General features: G+C 63.6%; 15 protein-coding genes. 9 read left to right on the top strand and 6 right to left on the bottom strand.

Going from position 1 to position 18,049, the window contains the following annotated elements; genetic code table 11:
- Positions 1-187: 187 nt before the first annotated feature.
- The 4 genes from IVB48_RS35570 to IVB48_RS35555 all read left to right on the top strand — a co-directional run bounded on the left by IVB48_RS35570 (position 188) and on the right by IVB48_RS35555 (position 6,792).
- Positions 188-607: a hypothetical protein gene (locus IVB48_RS35570; protein ID WP_247407609.1), complete on the top strand. Its 420-nt coding sequence runs from the start codon at positions 188-190 to the stop codon at positions 605-607.
- A gap of 101 nt (positions 608-708) precedes the next feature.
- Positions 709-2,454: a thiamine pyrophosphate-requiring protein gene (locus IVB48_RS35565; RefSeq protein ID WP_256468941.1), complete on the top strand. Its 1,746-nt coding sequence runs from the start codon at positions 709-711 to the stop codon at positions 2,452-2,454.
- 114 nt (positions 2,455-2,568) lie between these two features.
- Positions 2,569-5,070 (top strand): GAF domain-containing protein, encoded by a 2,502-nt coding sequence (locus IVB48_RS35560; protein ID WP_247288822.1) that lies wholly within the window; start codon positions 2,569-2,571, stop codon positions 5,068-5,070.
- A gap of 78 nt (positions 5,071-5,148) precedes the next feature.
- On the top strand, positions 5,149-6,792 hold the full coding sequence (locus tag IVB48_RS35555) for an alpha/beta-hydrolase family protein (protein ID WP_247408793.1): 1,644 nt from the start codon (positions 5,149-5,151) through the stop codon (positions 6,790-6,792).
- Positions 6,793-6,795: 3 nt separating this feature from the next.
- On the opposite strand, the gene IVB48_RS35550 is transcribed toward IVB48_RS35555, so the two are convergent.
- The 3 genes from IVB48_RS35550 to IVB48_RS35540 form a co-directional block, all read right to left on the bottom strand.
- Positions 6,796-8,376 (bottom strand): MDR family MFS transporter, encoded by a 1,581-nt coding sequence (locus IVB48_RS35550; protein WP_027569105.1) that lies wholly within the window; start codon positions 8,374-8,376, stop codon positions 6,796-6,798.
- A 207-nt stretch (positions 8,377-8,583) separates the two neighbouring features.
- Positions 8,584-9,675 (bottom strand): M12 family metallopeptidase, encoded by a 1,092-nt coding sequence (locus IVB48_RS35545; RefSeq protein ID WP_247407608.1) that lies wholly within the window; start codon positions 9,673-9,675, stop codon positions 8,584-8,586.
- A gap of 165 nt (positions 9,676-9,840) precedes the next feature.
- Entirely contained in the window at positions 9,841-10,356 is a 516-nt protein-coding gene (locus tag IVB48_RS35540; RefSeq protein WP_247407606.1) for a YcgN family cysteine cluster protein, read from the bottom strand.
- Positions 10,357-10,650: 294 nt separating this feature from the next.
- Between IVB48_RS35540 and IVB48_RS35535 the strand changes: the two genes are divergently transcribed.
- The 4 genes from IVB48_RS35535 (at position 10,651) to IVB48_RS35520 (ending at position 14,650) form a co-directional block, all read left to right on the top strand.
- Positions 10,651-12,939, top strand: coding sequence for a PBP1A family penicillin-binding protein (locus IVB48_RS35535; protein WP_027569102.1), 2,289 nt, complete (start codon positions 10,651-10,653; stop codon positions 12,937-12,939).
- A 9-nt stretch (positions 12,940-12,948) separates the two neighbouring features.
- Positions 12,949-13,527: a DUF1214 domain-containing protein gene (locus IVB48_RS35530; protein WP_007593444.1), complete on the top strand. Its 579-nt coding sequence runs from the start codon at positions 12,949-12,951 to the stop codon at positions 13,525-13,527.
- A complete protein-coding gene (locus IVB48_RS35525) occupies positions 13,524-14,108 on the top strand; it encodes a DUF1254 domain-containing protein (protein WP_247407604.1) in 585 nt (194 codons plus the stop codon). Before IVB48_RS35530 ends, IVB48_RS35525 begins: the two co-directional genes overlap by 4 nt.
- A 398-nt stretch (positions 14,109-14,506) precedes the next feature.
- The gene (locus IVB48_RS35520) at positions 14,507-14,650 is read left to right on the top strand and encodes a hypothetical protein (protein WP_247407602.1); all 144 of its coding nucleotides are present in this window, start codon (positions 14,507-14,509) and stop codon (positions 14,648-14,650) included.
- 36 nt (positions 14,651-14,686) lie between these two features.
- On the opposite strand, the gene IVB48_RS35515 is transcribed toward IVB48_RS35520, so the two are convergent.
- From IVB48_RS35515 to IVB48_RS35505, 3 genes are all read right to left on the bottom strand, one after another.
- The gene (locus IVB48_RS35515) at positions 14,687-15,082 is read right to left on the bottom strand and encodes a response regulator (RefSeq protein WP_247288815.1); all 396 of its coding nucleotides are present in this window, start codon (positions 15,080-15,082) and stop codon (positions 14,687-14,689) included.
- Between the two features lie 312 nt (positions 15,083-15,394).
- Positions 15,395-15,583, bottom strand: coding sequence for a hypothetical protein (locus IVB48_RS35510; protein WP_027569099.1), 189 nt, complete (start codon positions 15,581-15,583; stop codon positions 15,395-15,397).
- Positions 15,584-15,818: 235 nt separating this feature from the next.
- On the bottom strand, positions 15,819-17,780 hold the full coding sequence (locus tag IVB48_RS35505; RefSeq protein WP_027569098.1) for a PAS domain-containing sensor histidine kinase: 1,962 nt from the start codon (positions 17,778-17,780) through the stop codon (positions 15,819-15,821).
- Here IVB48_RS35505 and IVB48_RS35500 point away from each other — a divergent pair.
- The coding region (locus IVB48_RS35500) for a hypothetical protein (RefSeq protein WP_247407601.1) at positions 17,781-18,049 on the top strand (269 nt) is incomplete at its 3' end.

Raw genomic sequence — 18,049 nt, 5'->3', positions numbered from 1 at the left:
CAAGTTAGGGCCCAAGCGTTAAATTCCTCTTTGACGTTCACGGCGGCTGGGGAGTGCGCGGCGGGCCGGTCACCCTTTGTGAACCATACTCCCAGCTGCGAAATCCGGGCTGCGGCGCTTTGACGACCATGCGGGTCCTGATACCGTTCATACTGTCAATCGACCAACCACAGCTGCAAGGATGCAGATGAGAAGCGTGATGCTCCTGGCTTTCAGCCTCGTCTTTGTCGGCGTCTGGTCGCAGGACGGCGCGAGAGGACAGACTTCGGCCGCACCGCCGGTCTCGCTTTCTCCGCCCAATGGATCGCCGTCGCACGCGGGCGCCAAAAATTCCAGACCTCCGCCGGCAGCATCCATCAAAGAAGCTTCGCCGCCGGTGATCGGCGGGCTTCCATCGGCGCCGAACCCAGCCGCCGACTACGATGGCTTCAGCGTAGGCACTGGCGACGACAACGACACATCGCATCAGGTGGTCCCGCCTGTGAGGTCACGCACGGCGACGGGCTCCAAGGCCGACCCGGGTGCTAAAGGCGCCGCTGAGCAATTGATCGATCAAGAAGACGAGGCGTTGAAACGCAAGCTGAGGATCTGCCAAAGCTGCAAGTAGCAGACGGAGCGGATGGAGCGCGGCGAAATTCGTCGCGGGGATATCCGGTGGCACGGCCCCGGATTGCGCTGCGCTCCATCCGGGCTACGGCAGCTCGCTGCATGGCAGACCTACCGCAGTTCTCACGCGCTCACGCTTTACCCTCCGCCAATTTCCTGATCCTCTATCCCCAATCAGCCGGAGCAACCGGCCCGCCCAGGGAGAGAGACGCCATGAAGCTCGGCACCGCGATTGCGGAAATCATGAAGCGCGAGGGGATCGAGATCCTCTGCGGCTATCCGGTCAACCATCTGATCGAGCATGCGGCCAAGGCCGATATCAGGCCGGTGATGGTGCGGCAGGAGCGCGTCGGCATCCACATGGCGGATGCGATCTCGCGGGTGACGTCGGGACGCTCGATCGGCGCGTTCTGCATGCAGCATGGGCCCGGCGCGGAGAACGCGATGGGCGGCGTCGCGCAATGCTACGGCGAATCCGTTCCCGTGCTGGTGCTGCCGATGGGTTATCAGCGCAGGCTTGCGCATATCGAGCCGAACTTCAATTCCAGCGAGGCGATGAAGGCGTTTTCGAAATCGTCCGAACCGATCATCCTTGCCGCCGAGGTCGCCAACATTTTTCGGCGCGCCTTCACCAAGCTGAAGAACGGCCGAGGCGGGCCTGTCATCGTCGAGATCCCCGCGGACATGTGGAACGAAGATGTACCGGAGCCGCTGAACTACACGCCTGTGCTGCGCACCCGCTATGGGGCGGACCCTGTTCATGTGAAGGAGGCCGCCCACCTGCTCGTCAACGCCAAGCGCGCGGTGATCTATGCCGGCCAGGGCGTGCATTACGCGCAGGCGTGGCCACAACTGAAACGGCTGGCCGAACGGCTCGCCATTCCCGTCACCACCAGCCTTGGGGGCAAATCGTCCTTCCCGGAGACGCATCCGCTCTCGCTTGGCTCCGGCGGCCTTGCGGTGCCGCGCGCGGTGCCGAAGTTCCTGGCCGAGGCCGACGTCATTTTCGGCATTGGCTGCTCCTTCACCGAAACAAGCTTCGGCATCGCGATGCCGAAAGACAAAACCATCATCCACTCCACACTCGATCCGAACCATCTCAACAAGGACGTCGAAGCCAGGATCGGCCTCGTCGGCGATGCCGGGCTCGTGCTCGATGCGCTGCTGGAGGAGATCGGCAAGACCGTCACCGCGGATCGCGACGCCTCGGTGGTCGCGGCCGAGATCGCGGCCTCGCACAAGGAGTGGCTGGCGAAATGGATGCCGAAGCTCACCAGCAATGACGCGCCCTTGAGTCCCTATCGCGTGCTGTGGGACCTGCAGCACACCGTCGACATCGGCAACACCATAATCACCCACGATGCCGGCAGCCCGCGCGACCAGCTCTCGCCGTTCTGGAAGTCGGTCGAGCCCCTCACCTATCTCGGCTGGGGCAAGACGACGCAGCTCGGCTACGGCCTTGGGCTGGCCATGGGCGCCAAGCTCGCAAAGCCCGACAAGCTCTGCATCAATGTCTGGGGCGACGCGGCGATCGGCTTCACCGGAATGGATTTCGAGACCGCGGTGCGCGAGCGCATCCCGATCATGTCGATCCTGCTGAACAATTTTTCGATGGCGATCGAATTGAAGGTGATGCCGGTCTCGACCGAGAAGTATCGGTCGACGGACATTTCCGGCGACTACGCCGCGATGGCGCGCGCCTTCGGCGGCTATGGCGAGCGGGTGACAAGACCTGAGGACATCATCCCCGCGATCAGGCGCGGCATCCAGAAGACGCAGGAAGGCGTTCCCGTGCTGCTGGAGTTCATCACCAGCAAGGAGACCGAGGTGTCTCGGCCGGGCACATAAAGCTGGCCGGATTCAGGCAGCAAAACTCGCTGTCGCGGACGCTGGCTCCGGCCGCAGGAGATGTGATAATCCGCCCTGGTGCCGCGCTTGTCGCAGCATCAAGCCGGATTGCGAATGACCGCCCCTTCCAACGACATCGCGGAACTCAAGCGCCTGTTACAGGTGGCCACAGCCGAGAACGCGCAGCTTCGCAGCGAGCTCGCGATTGCGCGCGATCGTCAGAACGCCAGCGCCGGGATTCTGCGCACCATCGCGGCCTCTCCCTCCGATGCCCGGCCGGTCTTCGAGGCGATTGCGTCCAGCTCCAGGCGTTTGCTCGGCGGCTTCTCCGCCACCGTGCTTCAGTTCATCGAGGACGAGCTCCACCTCGTGGCGTTCACACCAACCAGCCCCGAGGCGGACGAAGGGCTCAAGGCGTCGTTCCCGCGCAAGATTGCCGACTTTCCGACCTTCGCGCTGGTGCGCGGCGGCGAGACGATCCAGTTTCCAGATAGCGAAGCCGCGGAGGTCCCGGAGCTGAACCGGAATCTCGCGCGGCTGCGCGGCTTCCGCAGCGTGCTGTTCATGCCGTTGATGAACCGGGGGACGCCAGTCGGCATGATCAGCGTCACGCGCGCCGAGCCCGGCGCGTTCGCAACCGACCTCGTCCAGCTGCTCCAGACCTTTGCCGATCAGGCGGTGATCGCGATCGAGAATGCGCGCCTGTTCAACGAGACGCGCGAGACGCTGGAGCGCCAGACCGCCACCGCCGACATCCTGAAAGTGATGGCCGCCTCGCCGTCCGACGTACAGCCGGTGTTCGACGCCATCGCCGCCAACGCCAACCGGCTGATCGGCGGCTTCTCCACGGCGGTGCTGCGCTACATCGGCGGCGCCGCGCACCTTGCGGCGTTCACGCCGACCGATCCGGCCGGTGATCGCGTGCTGCAGTCCTCGTTCCCGGTGCCATTCGCGCAGTTCCCGCCCTACCGGCTCGTGGCCGGTGGGGTGGCGGCGCAATTGCCCGACACCGAGGTCGAACCGGCGGCCCGCGACATCGCGCGCGCCCGCGGCTACCGCAGCATGCTGTTCGCGCCCTTGATGAGCGACGGTGAGGCCATCGGCGTCATCATCGCCACGCGACGCGCGACCGGCGCGTTCGGCGAGCATCACGTGCGGCTGCTGCAGACCTTCGCCGACCAGGCGGTGATCGCGATCAAGAATGTCAGCCTGTTCAACACCACGAGGGAAGCGCTGGAACGGCAGACCGCGACCGCCGACATTCTCAAGGTGATCGCGGCCTCGCCCGCGGATGTGACGCCGGTGTTCCAGGCGATCTCCGATAGCGCCAAGTCCCTGGTCGGCGGCCATTCCTCCACCGTCACGCGCGTCATCGACGGCCTGCTGCACCTGGCCGCCTTCAGCACCGACAACGAAGCCGGCAATGAAGAGCTGCTCAGCTCGTTCCCGGCGCCGCTGTCGGCATCCGGCATTCACAGCCGGGTGGCAAGAAGCGGAGAGTTCGCATCCCGCAGCGACATGCAGAACGAGCCCGACCTCACGGACGCCATGAGAGAGCTGGCGCGGACGCGAGGTTATCGCAGCATCCTCGTGATCCCGATGCTGCGCGACGGCGTCGCGATCGGCACCATCGGCGTGACGCGGCCGGAGGCCGGTCCTTTCCCGGACAAGGCGATCGCCCTGCTCAAGACCTTTGCCGACCAGGCCGTGATCGCCATCGAGAACACGCGCCTGTTCAACGAGGTGCAGGATCGCACCCGGGACCTCGCCAAATCGCTCGACGATTTGCGCGCAGCCCAGGACCGGCTGGTCCAGACCGAGAAGCTGGCGTCGCTCGGCCAGCTCACGGCCGGCATCGCGCACGAGATCAAGAATCCGCTCAACTTCGTCAACAATTTTGCATCCCTGTCCGCCGAACTGACGGACGAACTGAACGAGGCGCTCGCGCCTGTCCCGCTCGCGGACGACGTCCGCAGCGAGGTCGACGAGCTGACTGGACTGTTGAAGGACAATCTCGCCAAAATCGTGCAGCATGGCAGGCGCGCCGACTCCATCGTCAAGAACATGCTGCTGCATTCCCGCGAGGGCGGCGGCGAGCATCGGCTGAGCGACATCAACGCGCTGGTCGAGGAGAGCCTCAACCTTGCCTTTCACGGCGCCCGCGCCGAGAAGCCACAGTTCGACGTGACGTTGAAGCGCGAGCTCGATCCGGCGGCCGGGCAAGCGGAAGTGTTTCCGCAGGAGATCACCCGGGTGCTGCTGAACCTGATCTCGAATGGCTTCCACGCGGTCGCCAAGCGCAAGTCGGATGACGGCGCTGCCGATTACGAGCCGGTGGTGATCGCCGCGACGCGCGATCGGGGCGACAGTATCGAGATCAGCATCCGCGACAATGGCACCGGCATTCCGCGCGAGGTGAAGGAAAAGATGTTCGATCCGTTCTTCACCACCAAGCCCGCCGGCGAAGGTACCGGCCTCGGATTGTCGATGAGCCACGACATCGTCGTGAAGCAGCACGGCGGCACCATCGACGTCGCGACGGAGCCGGGCAAGTTCACGGAATTCACGATCGGGCTGCCGCGACAGAGCAGTTTTTCAGACAAGAACAAGAGATAGACTCGCCCGGAGGATGCCGTGACGAATCTGGCTTGGCTCGTTCGACGGCAATTGCTCTCGCTGTCCGGTGTCGGCCTCATGCTGGGCGCCCTGTTCTTTGCTGCCGCGCTTACGCCGACGCTGATTCCGCGGAGCTATCTCACGCAAGGCGCGCTTGCCGGCGGCTGTTTTGCGATCGGCTATTTCGCCGGCGTGCTGTGGCGCCGGCTATGGCACTATCTCGAATTGCCCGAACCTTCGCCGCGGGCGAGATCGATTGCGAATGCGCTGGTCACGGCCGGTTGCCTGCTGGTCGTCGTTATCTTCCTGCGGCGAACCGCCGAATGGCAGAATTCGATCCGCACAGTGATGAAGATGACGCCGGTCGAGACCGCGCATCCGCTCAAGGTCTGCGTCATCGCCCTGATCACGTTCGCCGTTCTGCTGGTGCTGGGGCGGCTGTTCGCGTTTGTCGCCCGCTTCCTCGCCGTACGCACAAAGCGCGTCATTCCGCGGAAGCTCGCCAATGTCCTCGGTGTGCTGATCGCAGGCTTGCTGTTCTGGTCGATCGCCAGCAACGTCCTGGTCCGGACCGCGTTCAACGCGCTCGACTCCTCCTTCCGCGAACTCGACGCCCTGCAAGAGCCCGAGCGGCCGCAACCGGCCGCCCCCGATCGAACCGGGAGTTCTGCGTCGCTGGTGAAGTGGCAGGAACTCGGGCGCATGGGGCGCCGGTTCATTGCCTCGGGCCCGAACGCGACAGAGATCAGCGCCGTTACGGGACAGCCCGCGCAGGATCCCGTGCGCGTCTATGTCGGTCTCGGCAGCCGCGACACGGCCCAGGCGCGCGCCAAGCTTGCGCTCGAGGAGCTCAAGCGCCAGCACGGTTTTCAACGCAAGGTCCTGATCGTCATTACGCCGACCGGCACCGGCTGGGTCGATCCATCCGCGATGGATACGGTGGAATATCTCCACCACGGCGATGTCGCGAGCGTCGCGATGCAATATTCGTATCTCAACAGCCCGCTGTCGCTGCTGTTTCAGCCCGAATACGGAGCGGCGGCGTCGCGTGCGCTGTTCGCCGAAATCTACGGCTACTGGACGAGCTTGCCCAAGGACAAGCGGCCAAAGCTGTATCTGCACGGGCTCAGCCTCGGCGCCATGAACTCGGAAAAATCCGCAGAATTGTTCGAAACAATCGGCGATCCCATCGCCGGCGCACTATGGAGCGGAGCGCCATTCGAGAGCCGCATCTGGCGCTCGATTACCGATAACCGCAATCCAGGATCACCGGCGTGGCTGCCAAAATTCCGCGACGGCCGCTTCGTACGCTTCATGAACCAGAACGGGCCGACGGTGCCGCCGGATACGCCCTGGGGCCCGATGCGCGTGGTTTATCTGCAATATGCCAGTGACGCGATCACATTCTTCGACTACGGCGACGCCTATCAGGCGCCGGCCTGGATGGACGCGCCGCGCGGGCCTGACGTATCGACGGAACTGCGATGGTACCCCATCGTCACGATGCTGCAGCTCGCTCTCGACATGGCGATCGCAACCAACACGCCGATGGGTTTTGGTCATGTCTACGCGCCCGAACACTACGTCGATGGCTGGGTCGCGGTCACAGATGTCGGCGATTGGTCTGCCGAAGCGCTCGCACGGCTCAAGCAGCAGCTCGCGGCGAAAGCGCGGAAGACGGGCGCGGGCAATGGCGACGATGATCCCGACCGCGGTGGCTAACCCTTACTCCGCCATCTCCACCTGCTGCGTGACGGAGGGACCGGCCAGCGGGCGCTCCTCCATCATGATCAGGCAGAGCGCGGCGCCGGCCATCAGCGCCGTGGCTGCGCCGAACACGTAACGGAACGCATGCCGCATGTCCTCGGCGGGGATCGCATTGACGGCGCCGTGATGCTCGCCGGCGAGTGGAACGTCGGCACCGAGTGCGATGAGCAGGATGGCCGCGAACGCCGCGACCGTGAACGAGGACATCAGCGAGCGGAAGAAGTTCAACGCGCCGGTGATGGTGCCGACCTGCGGACGGGCGACCGAATTCTGCACCGAGACCACGCAGACCGGAAAGGTGGTGCCGAGGCCAAGCGCAAACGCAGCCATCAGCGTCAGCAGCGCCCAGAGCGGCAACGTCGTCAACGTCAGGCCGAGGCCGCACAGCGCAGCCCAGGACGTTCCGACGATGGCGACCCGCTTGTAGTGCTTGGCGCGCGCCATGGTGCGGCCGGCGACGGCCGCGCCGACGGTCGAGACCGCCGCGAGCGGAATCAGCGCAAGGCCCGCTTCGCTGGCGCTGAGGTGATAGACCGCCTCGTAATAGAGCGGCAGCTGCACGGTGAGGCCCGTGATCGCACCGAGCGCGCAGCCGCCGGCCGTCAGCCCGAACGGCACAACCGATCCTCCGAGCAGCGGCAGCGGCAGGAACGGTTCGTCCGCCCGTCGCGCGTGCCAAACGAAGGTGACCGCGAGCGCGACCGCGCCGCCCACCATCGCAAGAACGGTCGGCGAGAGCCACGGGAAGCGCGTGCCGCCCCAGGTCAGCACCAGCATGAAGACGACGGCGGAGGCCATCAGCAGCACGCCGCCGAGCCAGTCGACCTTGCGCTTGCGGTGGAACACCGGGATCTTTTTCATCCGGGGCAACAGCAGCGCGATCGCCGCGGCCGCGAGCGGCACATTGATCCAGAAGATCATCGACCAGTGCAGATGCTCGGCGAACACGCCGCCGATGACCGGGCCGAGAATGCCGCCGACCATCCACACGCTGGAGAAATAGGCCTGGTACTGGCCGCGCTCGCGTGGGCTCACGACGTCGGAAATCACGGTTTGCACGACAGGCATGATGCCGCCGCCGCCCAGTCCCTGGAGACCGCGTGCGAGAATCAGCATCGGCAGGTTCGGCGCGATCGCGCACAGCACCGAGCCCGCGACGAACAGGCTGAGCGAGATGATGATCATCATGCGGCGGCCGTAGATGTCGCTGAGCGTGCCGAACACCGGCGCGACCGCGGTCGACGCGAGCAGATAGGCGGTGATGACCCAGGAGAGATTGGAGACATCGTGGAACTGGCGTCCGATGGTCGGCAGCGCGGTGGCAACGATGGTCTGGTCCAGTGCGGCCAGGAACATCGTCAGCATCAGGCTGATGACGATGGTGCGGACCTCGTCCTGCGACAGCGGCGCCGGCGGCGCAAGCGAGGGAGCGTCATCGACGCTCAAGACCTCGCTCGGAAGGCGGGACAATTCCTCGGCGATGTCGTCGGGCAATGTCTGGGTGTCGGCAGAACTGCTCTGCCGCTCGAACTTGTTCATCTCGACCGGAAGCCATGGGGCGGCGCAACGCCGCGAAGGATTCGTTCTATGCAGTCCAATGTAGACAGCAAAGTTCTTCCCAGGCAGGCACCGCGGCGCATGGGTGCATCCCAAAGTCGGGCCATCGCGACGATTGGCGTACGGACCCAGGTGAGAGTCGCAGGACCCCCGTCGCTGCTGGCAGCCCTGCGACGTCCCAGGGCACCTTTAGGAAAACATCAGTGCCGTCTTGCCCGAGGGGCCTGGATGCACCAGTCGCAGCCGGGCAATATAGCTTCGGCCGGCGAACAATTTGTAGGAAATCCTCGCGTTTCGATCCTCGCCGCTATCATCGTCGCCCACGAGAAACCGCGGCGTTCCGTTCACCTCCTCGAACAGGACCAGCGTTGCGTCAGACGGCCCTTTGGTCTCGATGGTATATTTGCGTGAGGCGCTGGGTTTGATCGCATAGTCCATCTGCTGACCAGCGGCGAGATCGACCACGGCCGGATGGAAGGGCTGAAGCGTCGTCAAGGCCGGCTGTAGCGGCGGATACCAACGGCGGATCCACTGCTTGTCTCCGGCGGAGAGCGTCCCCGGAGGAACCAGACCATTGGCCTCGTAAGGCTTCGGCTCCGCAATCAGCCCCGGCTCAAACTCGTATTCCATGATGGAATCCGGGTCCCATGTTGAACCCTGTACCTGCTGCGGGGTGAGCTTCTCCAGGATGTTGTGAAACGTCGTCGAGCGGCTCCACTTGTTGGGCGGGGCGCCCAGCGACTTGTAAACAGCCTCGTCATGCCACCTGATGCCGGCGAAGGGGTTTTGATGCTCGTGCTCCATGCCAAGCACGTGTCCGAGTTCGTGCAGTGCAGTGCCGCTGCCATATTGCGAGGTCAGATCCCAACCATACACGGTGGTCGGCTCGGTCTGGGATACCTGCAGCACGTCCCTGCCAACCTGCGAGGCCGACGATCCGTCTGGCACTGAATAGCCAACTCGCACTTCGGCTTCAGCGAGTTGGGAGACCTCCTGGAATTCGAGGCCGATGCCTACCGCCTTCCATTTCGCGAAGGCCTTGCGTACCGCGTCCGCCTGGGCCCTGGGAACTTCAAAGTGACCCGAGGTGAAAAAGCAGTAATGCAGGACCGTGCCGTTCACCCACTTGGATCGGCTCGAGATAATCGCACGTGCGCGAAGGGTGTCCGCCATGACAGCCGGACTGAGCTGCGGCAGGACTCTTGGGCCGTTCTGACAAAATGGCCGGGCCTGACCTTTGACCACGGGAGATTTCTTCGCCTGCTTTTGCGACTTTGCCATATGGCTCTCCAAAAGATTTGCGCCCCAAGTGGGGACTGAAAACAGAAGCCAAGAGAAAAACGGCAGCGTAAAACGGCGCCAGTCTATCACAATCTCAGATTGTATCAATATGCTGCGCCAGGGGCTGGGCGTCCGCGCCGGCGCGACGTCGATCTCGCAGGCGGATCAGTCCTTCGGACGTCGCTTCAGCCGGGCCCGTTTCGGCAGCTGCGCCGGCCACTGCACGATGTGGTTCTCGAGCTCATCGTCCGGGATCTCCACCTCGCTGCCTTCGACCCGTCCGCGCACGGAGACGCCCGCCTCATGCACGGTGTCGGGGTCGCCTGACACCAGCGGATGCCACCAATAGAGGTCGCGGCCTTCCGCGACGAGCTTGTAGCCGCAGCTCGGCGGCAGCCAGTTCAGGGTGCGGACATTGGCCGGGGTCAGGCGGACGCAGTCCGGAACCTTGTCGGAACGATTCGCATAGTCCTTGCAGCCGCAGGTCACCCCATCGAGCAGCTTGCAGCCGACATGGGTGAAATAGATGTCACCGGTGCCATCTTCCTCGAGCTTGTTCAGGCAGCAGCGGCCGCAGCCGTCGCACAGGCTCTCCCATTCGGGCCCCGACATCTCTTCCAACGTCTTGGTTTTCCAGAAGAATCCTTCCTGGCTTGAAGGTCGTTTGGGAGCTGCGGTCATGCGCCTCAACAAAAGTTCGAAAGAGCTACGGCTGGTGCCATCTAGGGCGTGCGGCCGCTGGGCTGCAAGCAACGCCCGCGTGAGGCCCGTAATGAACCGGGGTCAATTAGGCCTGTTGTTCAAAATCGCAAGCGTGACCATTGGTTTATAGGCCCTGCTCGGCTAGAAGGAACAGCAAGTCCCCACCGTCGCTGGCCGGGCGCCTTGGGTTTGCCGCAACACTCCCGCAAGACGTCTCGATGCCGCCCCGGCCGGGTGCTTGAACGCTTTCGAACCAAGCCGCAAGGGTTCTAGGTGCGCCAGATCATACCACCGCATTGGAAGGCCCGGATCCGGAATTTCTTCCTGGATCTCGATGCGCGCATCGACTCCTCGCTGTTCTCCTCGGCCAAGGGCATCCGCGAGCTCTACGAGCGCTACTCGACCTTCATGGACCGCTTTTATGTCGGGCGTTGGAAGCGCTGGGTGTTCATCGAGCCGCTGTCGGAGGCTGCGACGCTGGGCCTCGGCGGCCTGGTTGTGATGCTGACCCTCGCCATCCCCGCCTTCCGCGAGACCGCGGACGAGGACTGGCTGAAGAAGTCCGACCTCGCGGTGACCTTCCTCGACCGCTACGGCAACCCGATCGGCAGCCGCGGCATCAAGCACAACGATTCGATCCCGCTGGAAGATTTTCCGGACGTGCTGATCAAGGCGACCCTCGCGACCGAGGACCGCCGCTTCTACGAGCATTTCGGCATCGACATCGCCGGCACCGCGCGCGCGCTCGTCACCAACGCCCAGGCTGGCGGCGTCCGCCAGGGCGGCTCCTCGATCACCCAGCAGCTCGCCAAGAACCTGTTCCTGAGTAACGAGCGCACCATCGAACGCAAGGTCAACGAAGCCTTCCTCGCGGTCTGGCTGGAATGGCGCCTGACCAAGAACGAGATCCTCAAGCTGTATCTCGACCGCGCCTATATGGGCGGCGGCACCTTCGGCGTCGACGGCGCCGCGCATTTCTACTTCAACAAGTCGGCACGTGACGTGACGCTCGCCGAAGCCGCGATGCTCGCCGGCCTATTCAAGGCGCCGACCAAATACGCGCCTCACATCAACCTGCCCGCCGCACGCGCCCGCGCCAACGTCGTGCTCGACAACCTCGTCGACGCCGGCTTCATGACCGAGGGCCAGGTGTTCGGCGCCCGCCGCAATCCCGCCTTCGCGGTCGACCGCCGCTACGAGGCCTCGCCGAATTACTATCTCGACTACGCCTTCGACGAGATGCGCAAGCTGGTCGACACCTTCCCGAAATCCTACACCGAGCGCGTCTTCGTGGTCCGGCTCGCGATCGACACCAATGTGCAGAAGGCCGCGGAGGACGCGGTCGAGAACCAGCTGCGCCAGTTCGGCCGCGACTATCACGCGACCCAGGCAGCGACCGTCGTCTCCGATCTCGACGGCGGCATTCGCGCCATGGTCGGCGGCCGCGACTACGGCGCCAGCCAGTTCAACCGCGCCACCGACGCCTACCGCCAGCCGGGCTCGTCGTTCAAGCCTTACGTCTACACCACCGCGCTCCTCAACGGCTTCACGCCGAATTCGATCGTGGTGGACGGACCGGTCTGCATCGGCAATTGGTGCCCGCAGAACTATGGCCATTCCTATTCCGGCGCAGTGACGCTGACACAGGCGATCACGCGTTCGATCAACGTCGTGCCGGTCAAGCTGTCGATCGCCATCGGCCAGAAGAACGAGCCCAAAGCGCAGAACCCGGCCAAGGTCGGCCGCGCCAAGATCGTCGAGGTCGCCCGCCGCTTCGGCCTCAAGGCGCCGCTGCCCGACACGCCGTCGCTGCCGATCGGCTCGGACGAAGTCACCGTGCTCGAGCACGCGGTGGCGTATGCGACCTTCCCCAACCGCGGCAAGGCGGTGACGCCGCATTCCGTGCTCGAAGTGCGCACCGGCGCAGGCGATCCGGTCTGGCGCTGGGACCGCGACGGGCCGAAGCCGCGCCAGGCGATCCCCGCCTCGGTGGCCGCCGACATGGCCGGCATGATGAGCCACGTCGTCAGCGAAGGCACCGCGCGCCGCGCAGCCCTTGACGGCATTCCGACCGCGGGCAAGACCGGCACCACCAATGCCTATCGCGACGCCTGGTTCGTCGGCTACACCGGCAATTTCACCTGCGCGGTCTGGTACGGCAATGACGACTATTCGCCGACCAACCGCATGACCGGCGGCTCGCTGCCGGCGCAGACCTGGCACGACATCATGCTCGCGGCGCATCAGGGCGTCGAGGTCCGGGAAATCGCCGGCATCGGCATGGGCCAGAAGCTGCCGCCCGAGCGGATCGCCAACGCGCAGGCGAATGCGGCGCCGAAGGTGCTGGAGACCAAGCCCGGTCCGCCGCCGGTGTTGACCAAACGCGGCGCCGACGTGTTGGTGCGGGTCGAGAAGCTGCTGGATGACGCGGCCCGGACCGCGACCAAATCGGCGGCCACCGATCCCAAGCAAGCCAAGCCGGCATCGTCCACGAGCGCGCTCGCCTTCCCGCAGAACTATGCGGAAGAGAATGCGAACGCATCCGCCCCGCGCAAGAACTGATCGAAACAAGTGCGGCTGATCCTGATCACATTGACGGCTCTTCTGCTCGCAACCGTGGTGGGCGTCGGCGCGACCTGGATGACGACGACGCGCGGCACCGAGATCGGCGCGCTGACCATCGGCCCCTGGACCGCGCGTCCGCGCACCGGCACCGCCGATGTCGATCCGTATTCGCGCGCCACCATCGTGCGCAACGGCGAGCTGCCGATCGGCACCGGCGACGGCGTCGCATTCACCGCAACCGCCGACGACAAGAAGAAGGTGCTCGACGGCCGCTGCGACGTCGTTGTCTCCGGCGTGACGCCGCCGGCACGGTTCTGGACGCTGACGCTTTATGACCGCAAGGGTCATCTCGTCCCGAATTCGCTGCAGCGCTACGGCTTCACCAGCCAGGAGATCGTGCGGCAGTCCGACGGCTCGTTCGAGATCCGCATCGCCTCGCGCTCGCGCGCCGGCAACTGGCTGCCGACCGGCGGCATCGAGCGTTACGCGCTGATGCTGCGGCTCTACGACACCCCGGTCGGCGTTGCCACGCGTACTCAGCGCGATGCGCCGATGCCCACGATCACGACGGCGGGCTGCTCATGATCCGGCTGTTGTTCACCATCGTTGCCGGCGTGGTGCTGGGCCTCGTGGTTCATCTCGTCAGCGTGCTGGCGCTGCCGCGGATCGCGACCCAGGACGCCTATTCGCGGCTGACGCCGATGACCAGGCTCAACGCCGTCACCCAGCTTCCGCTCGCCGATCCGCAGACCTCGCCGATGCCGTTCATGGACCCGGCCTTTGCGCTGGCAATCTGCCGCTACGATCTGTCGAACGGACCGATCAAGCTGACGGTGCCCGTCAGCCAGGCCTACACCTCGGTGTCGTTCTACACCCGCAACGAGATCGCCTATTACGCCATCAACGACCGCTCGGCCGGCAAGAAGGTGATCGAGCTCGATTTGATGACCGAGCCGCAGCACAACGAGCTGCCGGAGGACGAAGAGATCACCGCCGCCGATCGCCTGATCATCGATTCCCCGAGCACCACCGGCCTGATCGTGATGAAGGCGCTCGCCCCCGAGCCCGGCCTGATGCCGCAGGCGCAAGGTTCGCTTGCGGCCGCGAGTTGCGGCCCGCAGACCGAGGCGCCGGCCAAGGCGGAAGCACCGCGCGGACGGCGCTGAGGCGCGCCGCTTTGGCGGCGCATAAACAAAAAGTCGAAAAACAACCCCATGCACAGTAGCGCGGGCATTGAAATCATTAGCCATTTTTGTTGCGCCTAATAGGCGTTTGCCGGACCGATACATCCCTGCCCGTCGCGCTGTTCAGCTTTGACACGTCGGGCAAAACACTGGCAGAATGCCATCGTCGAAAGTTCCCCCGCGCGGAGCAATCCGCCGCGGGTTTTTTCATGCCGGAGCAGCTTGCGCTTAGAATGGCGGGGCTCGTTCGAGATTGTCCCCGCCTGAATTCGGAACGAACATTCGACCCTTGAATCATTCCACGTCGGCTGAGTGTCGGATGTCCAACCGTGTCGCGCTTAAATCAGTTCGCCCGTGAGGCCGCAGCGGAATTGCTGCGCATGGCAAAAACCACAAAGGATCCCACGGTCGCTGCTGGCTTCGTACAGCGTGCCGCAGACCTGAAAGACGGCACCGGCGAGCTTCCTGCCATCGATGTCGAGGCCATGGCCGAAGAGCCGCCCAAGCCCTTGGCGAAGAACTAAGGCTACCTCGGTCGGCGAAGGCTTCGTCCACTCCCCTCAGGACTGAGCGGGCGGAGCTCCGGTATTCAGAAGTTGAGCTACGGCGGTCACGATTTGCGCAGGTGCAAATGGCTTGGTCAGCAAGATGCTGTTGGGCACGCCGTGGGCGGGCCATTGATCGGCCGCCGCGCCTGTCATGTAAATCACAGAGATGTCCGGATTTAGCTCCCTGGCGCGATGGCCGACTTGCCAGCCATCGAGCTTTCCGAACAAATTTATATCGGTAACGAGTGCGCGATACTTGGTTTGGTTGCCCTGCAGAAGACTAACTGCATCCTCCCCACTGACGGCGACTTCGGCTTCAAAGCCGCCATCTGACAATGCGTCGGCCACCATGTCGCGGATAAGCTGTTCGTCTTCGACGACGAGGATAGTAACTCCCGCCCCTTGCATGCTGGCCCCCCTGCGCACCCCGCTGTGCGATCGGGGAAGGAACTCGCGATAAAGAGTTATGTTCCATTTTGAACACAGCGAGCAAGGGTCCCCCGCCCAACGAATGTCAGCTCGACTTCAGGAGTGCAGCTTCTTGCGCAACTTCCCGATCAATTCGCGAAGGCCGGCGACATGCTCGTGGAGGATGCGCCGCCGGGCCTAGTCGCCCTCGCGGACTTTCACTTTTGGCTTGGCCGGCGGCTTATCGCGCCTGACATCACACCAGCCGCACGGCCGCAGGCGGCCTGGTTCTAGATAGATCTTTTCACGCTCTCAGGGCTGCGGCGGTTCTTCTGGCGGGCTTGGTGGCGGCAGTCCGTATTCCAAGGCGCGCTTTGCCGCCAGCTTTCTGTAAGCCGCCGCCTGGTTCAACAGCTGAGTTTTGAAGGTCGAATCCTGCTCGCCCGCCGCCAATTTCTCCAGACTGACGGCGCGCTCCAGGTATTCGGTCAACAGTTTCATCGCCGCCCCCGGCTTTTCTCGGACCCGTAAAAATCTCACGGCGCGAAAAAAGGTCAAGCGGGGAAGGTCCGGCTACCGATCCACTCCCTCAGGGTGAGCGCAGTACGGGAATCTTGGTGCCCGTTGAGGCACCAGGCAGACAGGGAGGGATGACGGCTAAGGCCCAGAGAGCGGACGGTGCTACAGTGACCGCCGCCGGCCAGCGGTCAGGATACTACCGCTGGTTAGACCTTGGTCATTCGAACTGATCCAGAATCTCTCGCACCTTCAGCGCTAGTTTTGCTTGCGAGATTGGCTTCTCCAGCAGGTTGACGCCTTCATCAAGCCTTCCCTGATGGACCACGGCATTGCGCGAATAGCCGGTCATGTACAGAATCTTCAGTCCAGGTCTAATTTGATGCGCGCGCCTGCCGAGTTCGCGACCATTGATCCCCGGCATGACCACGTCAGTGAGAAGAAGGTCCACCTTCGAGTCGTCTTGCAGGAGAATGGTCAGAGCGGCCTGGGCGCTGCGGGCCGAGAGGACGCGATAGTTGAGCTCCCGCAGGACGTCAGAGATATAGACGCGCAGATCTTCATCGTCCTCGACGACGAGAACGGTCTCGGATAGCTCACCCTCGGCAATTTCTTCGGGTGCGATTTCCTCGCGCGGTGTGCTTCCGGAAAAGCGCGGAAAGTACATCTTGATGGTGGTGCCTTGCCCCACCTCGCTGTAGATTTTTGCGTGGCCTCCGGATTGCTTGACGAAGCCGTAGACCTGGCTCAGGCCAAGCCCGGTGCCGTGGCCCGGCTCCTTTGTCGTAAAGAAGGGCTCAAAGGCGTGACTGAGAACGTCCCGCGACATTCCGCCTCCGGTGTCAGTCACGCAAATGGCGACGTACTGACCGGGCGCCAGTTCAGGATTGAGCCGGCAGTAATCATCGTCGGCGGAGATGTTGGCTGCTTCCAAAGTCAGCTTTCCGCCGTCGGGCATGGCGTCACGAGCGTTGATTGCCAGGTTGACGATGGCTGACTCCAGATGATTGGCGTCGGCTTCGATTTCCCAAAGACCCGCACTTCCGACGGTCTGGACTTCGATGCGCTCTCCGAGCGTGCGCTGAAGGAATTCCTGCAGGCTATTGACGTAGTTGTTTATGTTGATTGGTTTGGGATCAAGCGCTTGTCGGCGCGAAAATGCCAACAAGCGACTGGTCAACGCCGCGGCTCTCTGCGCGCCTCGTTTGGCGTTTGCGAGCGCCCGGTTCAGATTGGCTCCGGGCGCCTTGGCGTGCCGTTCAGCTGTCTCGAGATTGCCAAGGACGATCATGAGCAGATTGTTGAAGTCGTGCGCGATCCCGCCGCTGAGTTGCCCCACCGCCTCCAGCTTTTGGGATGCGGCGAGTTGCTCCTGAACGTGCTTGAGCTCGTCCTCGGCGCGCTTCCGGTCCGTAACGTCGCGCGTGACTTTGGCGAACCCGACGATGTTTCCGGCCTCGTCCGTGATGCGATCGATGATGACCGACGCCCAAAAGCGGGAGCCGTCTTTTCGCAGGCGCCAGCCTTCCGCTTCGAAGCGACCATGCTCCGCCGCCTCTGAAAGCGCACGCTTGGGCACACCGAGTTCTATCTCTTCAGGCGTGTAAAAAGCGCTGAAATGCCGACCGATGATCTCCGGCGGCGCGTAGCCCTTGATCCGCTCTGCTCCGGGATTCCAGGTTGTCACGTTGCCGAGTGGGTCGAGCTGAAAGATCGCGTAATCGACCACGGCCTCGACCAGCTGGCGATAGCGCCGCTCACTATCGAGAAGCTCTTCATGGGCTTCCTGACGTTCGGTAACGTCTCGCGTGACCTTGGCGAAGCCGATCACTTCACCGGCTTGATTGCGGACGGCATCGATGATGACCGATGCCCAGAAACGGCTTCCGTCCTTGCGGACTCTCCATCCTTCGGCGCTGAAGCGGCCTTCTCGTGCTGCGACGCTCAAGGCGCGCTCTGGTAGCCCATTGGCGCGATCATCTGGCGTATAGAAGGATGCGAACGACTTGCCGATGATTTCGTCAGGCGAGTAGCCCTTCAACCGCTGGGCACCGGAGTTCCAGCTGCGGACTGTGCCGTCGAGGTCGATCATGTAGATGGCGTAATCAACGATTGCGTCGATGAGCAGTTGAAGGCGCGCAGTATCGTCGATCCCGTCAAGTTTTGACTGGTGGGCTTGCAAATGGTCGACTCCGGTGTCGGGGGAAACCGTTTAACCGCGAAGTCTTTCTATTGTTCCGTAGTGCTGCTCCGTGCCAGCCTCGGATGGCATGACCTCTGTCGGGGTCTGAAGTCCGTTAAGGGCGGTTATCGGATTCCAGAAAAAGCGCTGGTGGCATCTCTGCTAAGGGTCAACAAGAGACCACTCGCAAGGTCACCGACGACTTGGCAGCATTCGTTGCATGACGCCGTCGCGGTAAATGAAAATGTGGGCGAAGGCTGCGGCCACAT

Source organism: Bradyrhizobium sp. 76 (genome assembly GCF_023073025.1).
Lineage (GTDB): Bacteria > Pseudomonadota > Alphaproteobacteria > Rhizobiales > Xanthobacteraceae > Bradyrhizobium.
The sequence above is the reverse complement of the archived record's forward strand: the minus strand, read 5'-3'. Positions and strand labels throughout refer to the sequence as shown.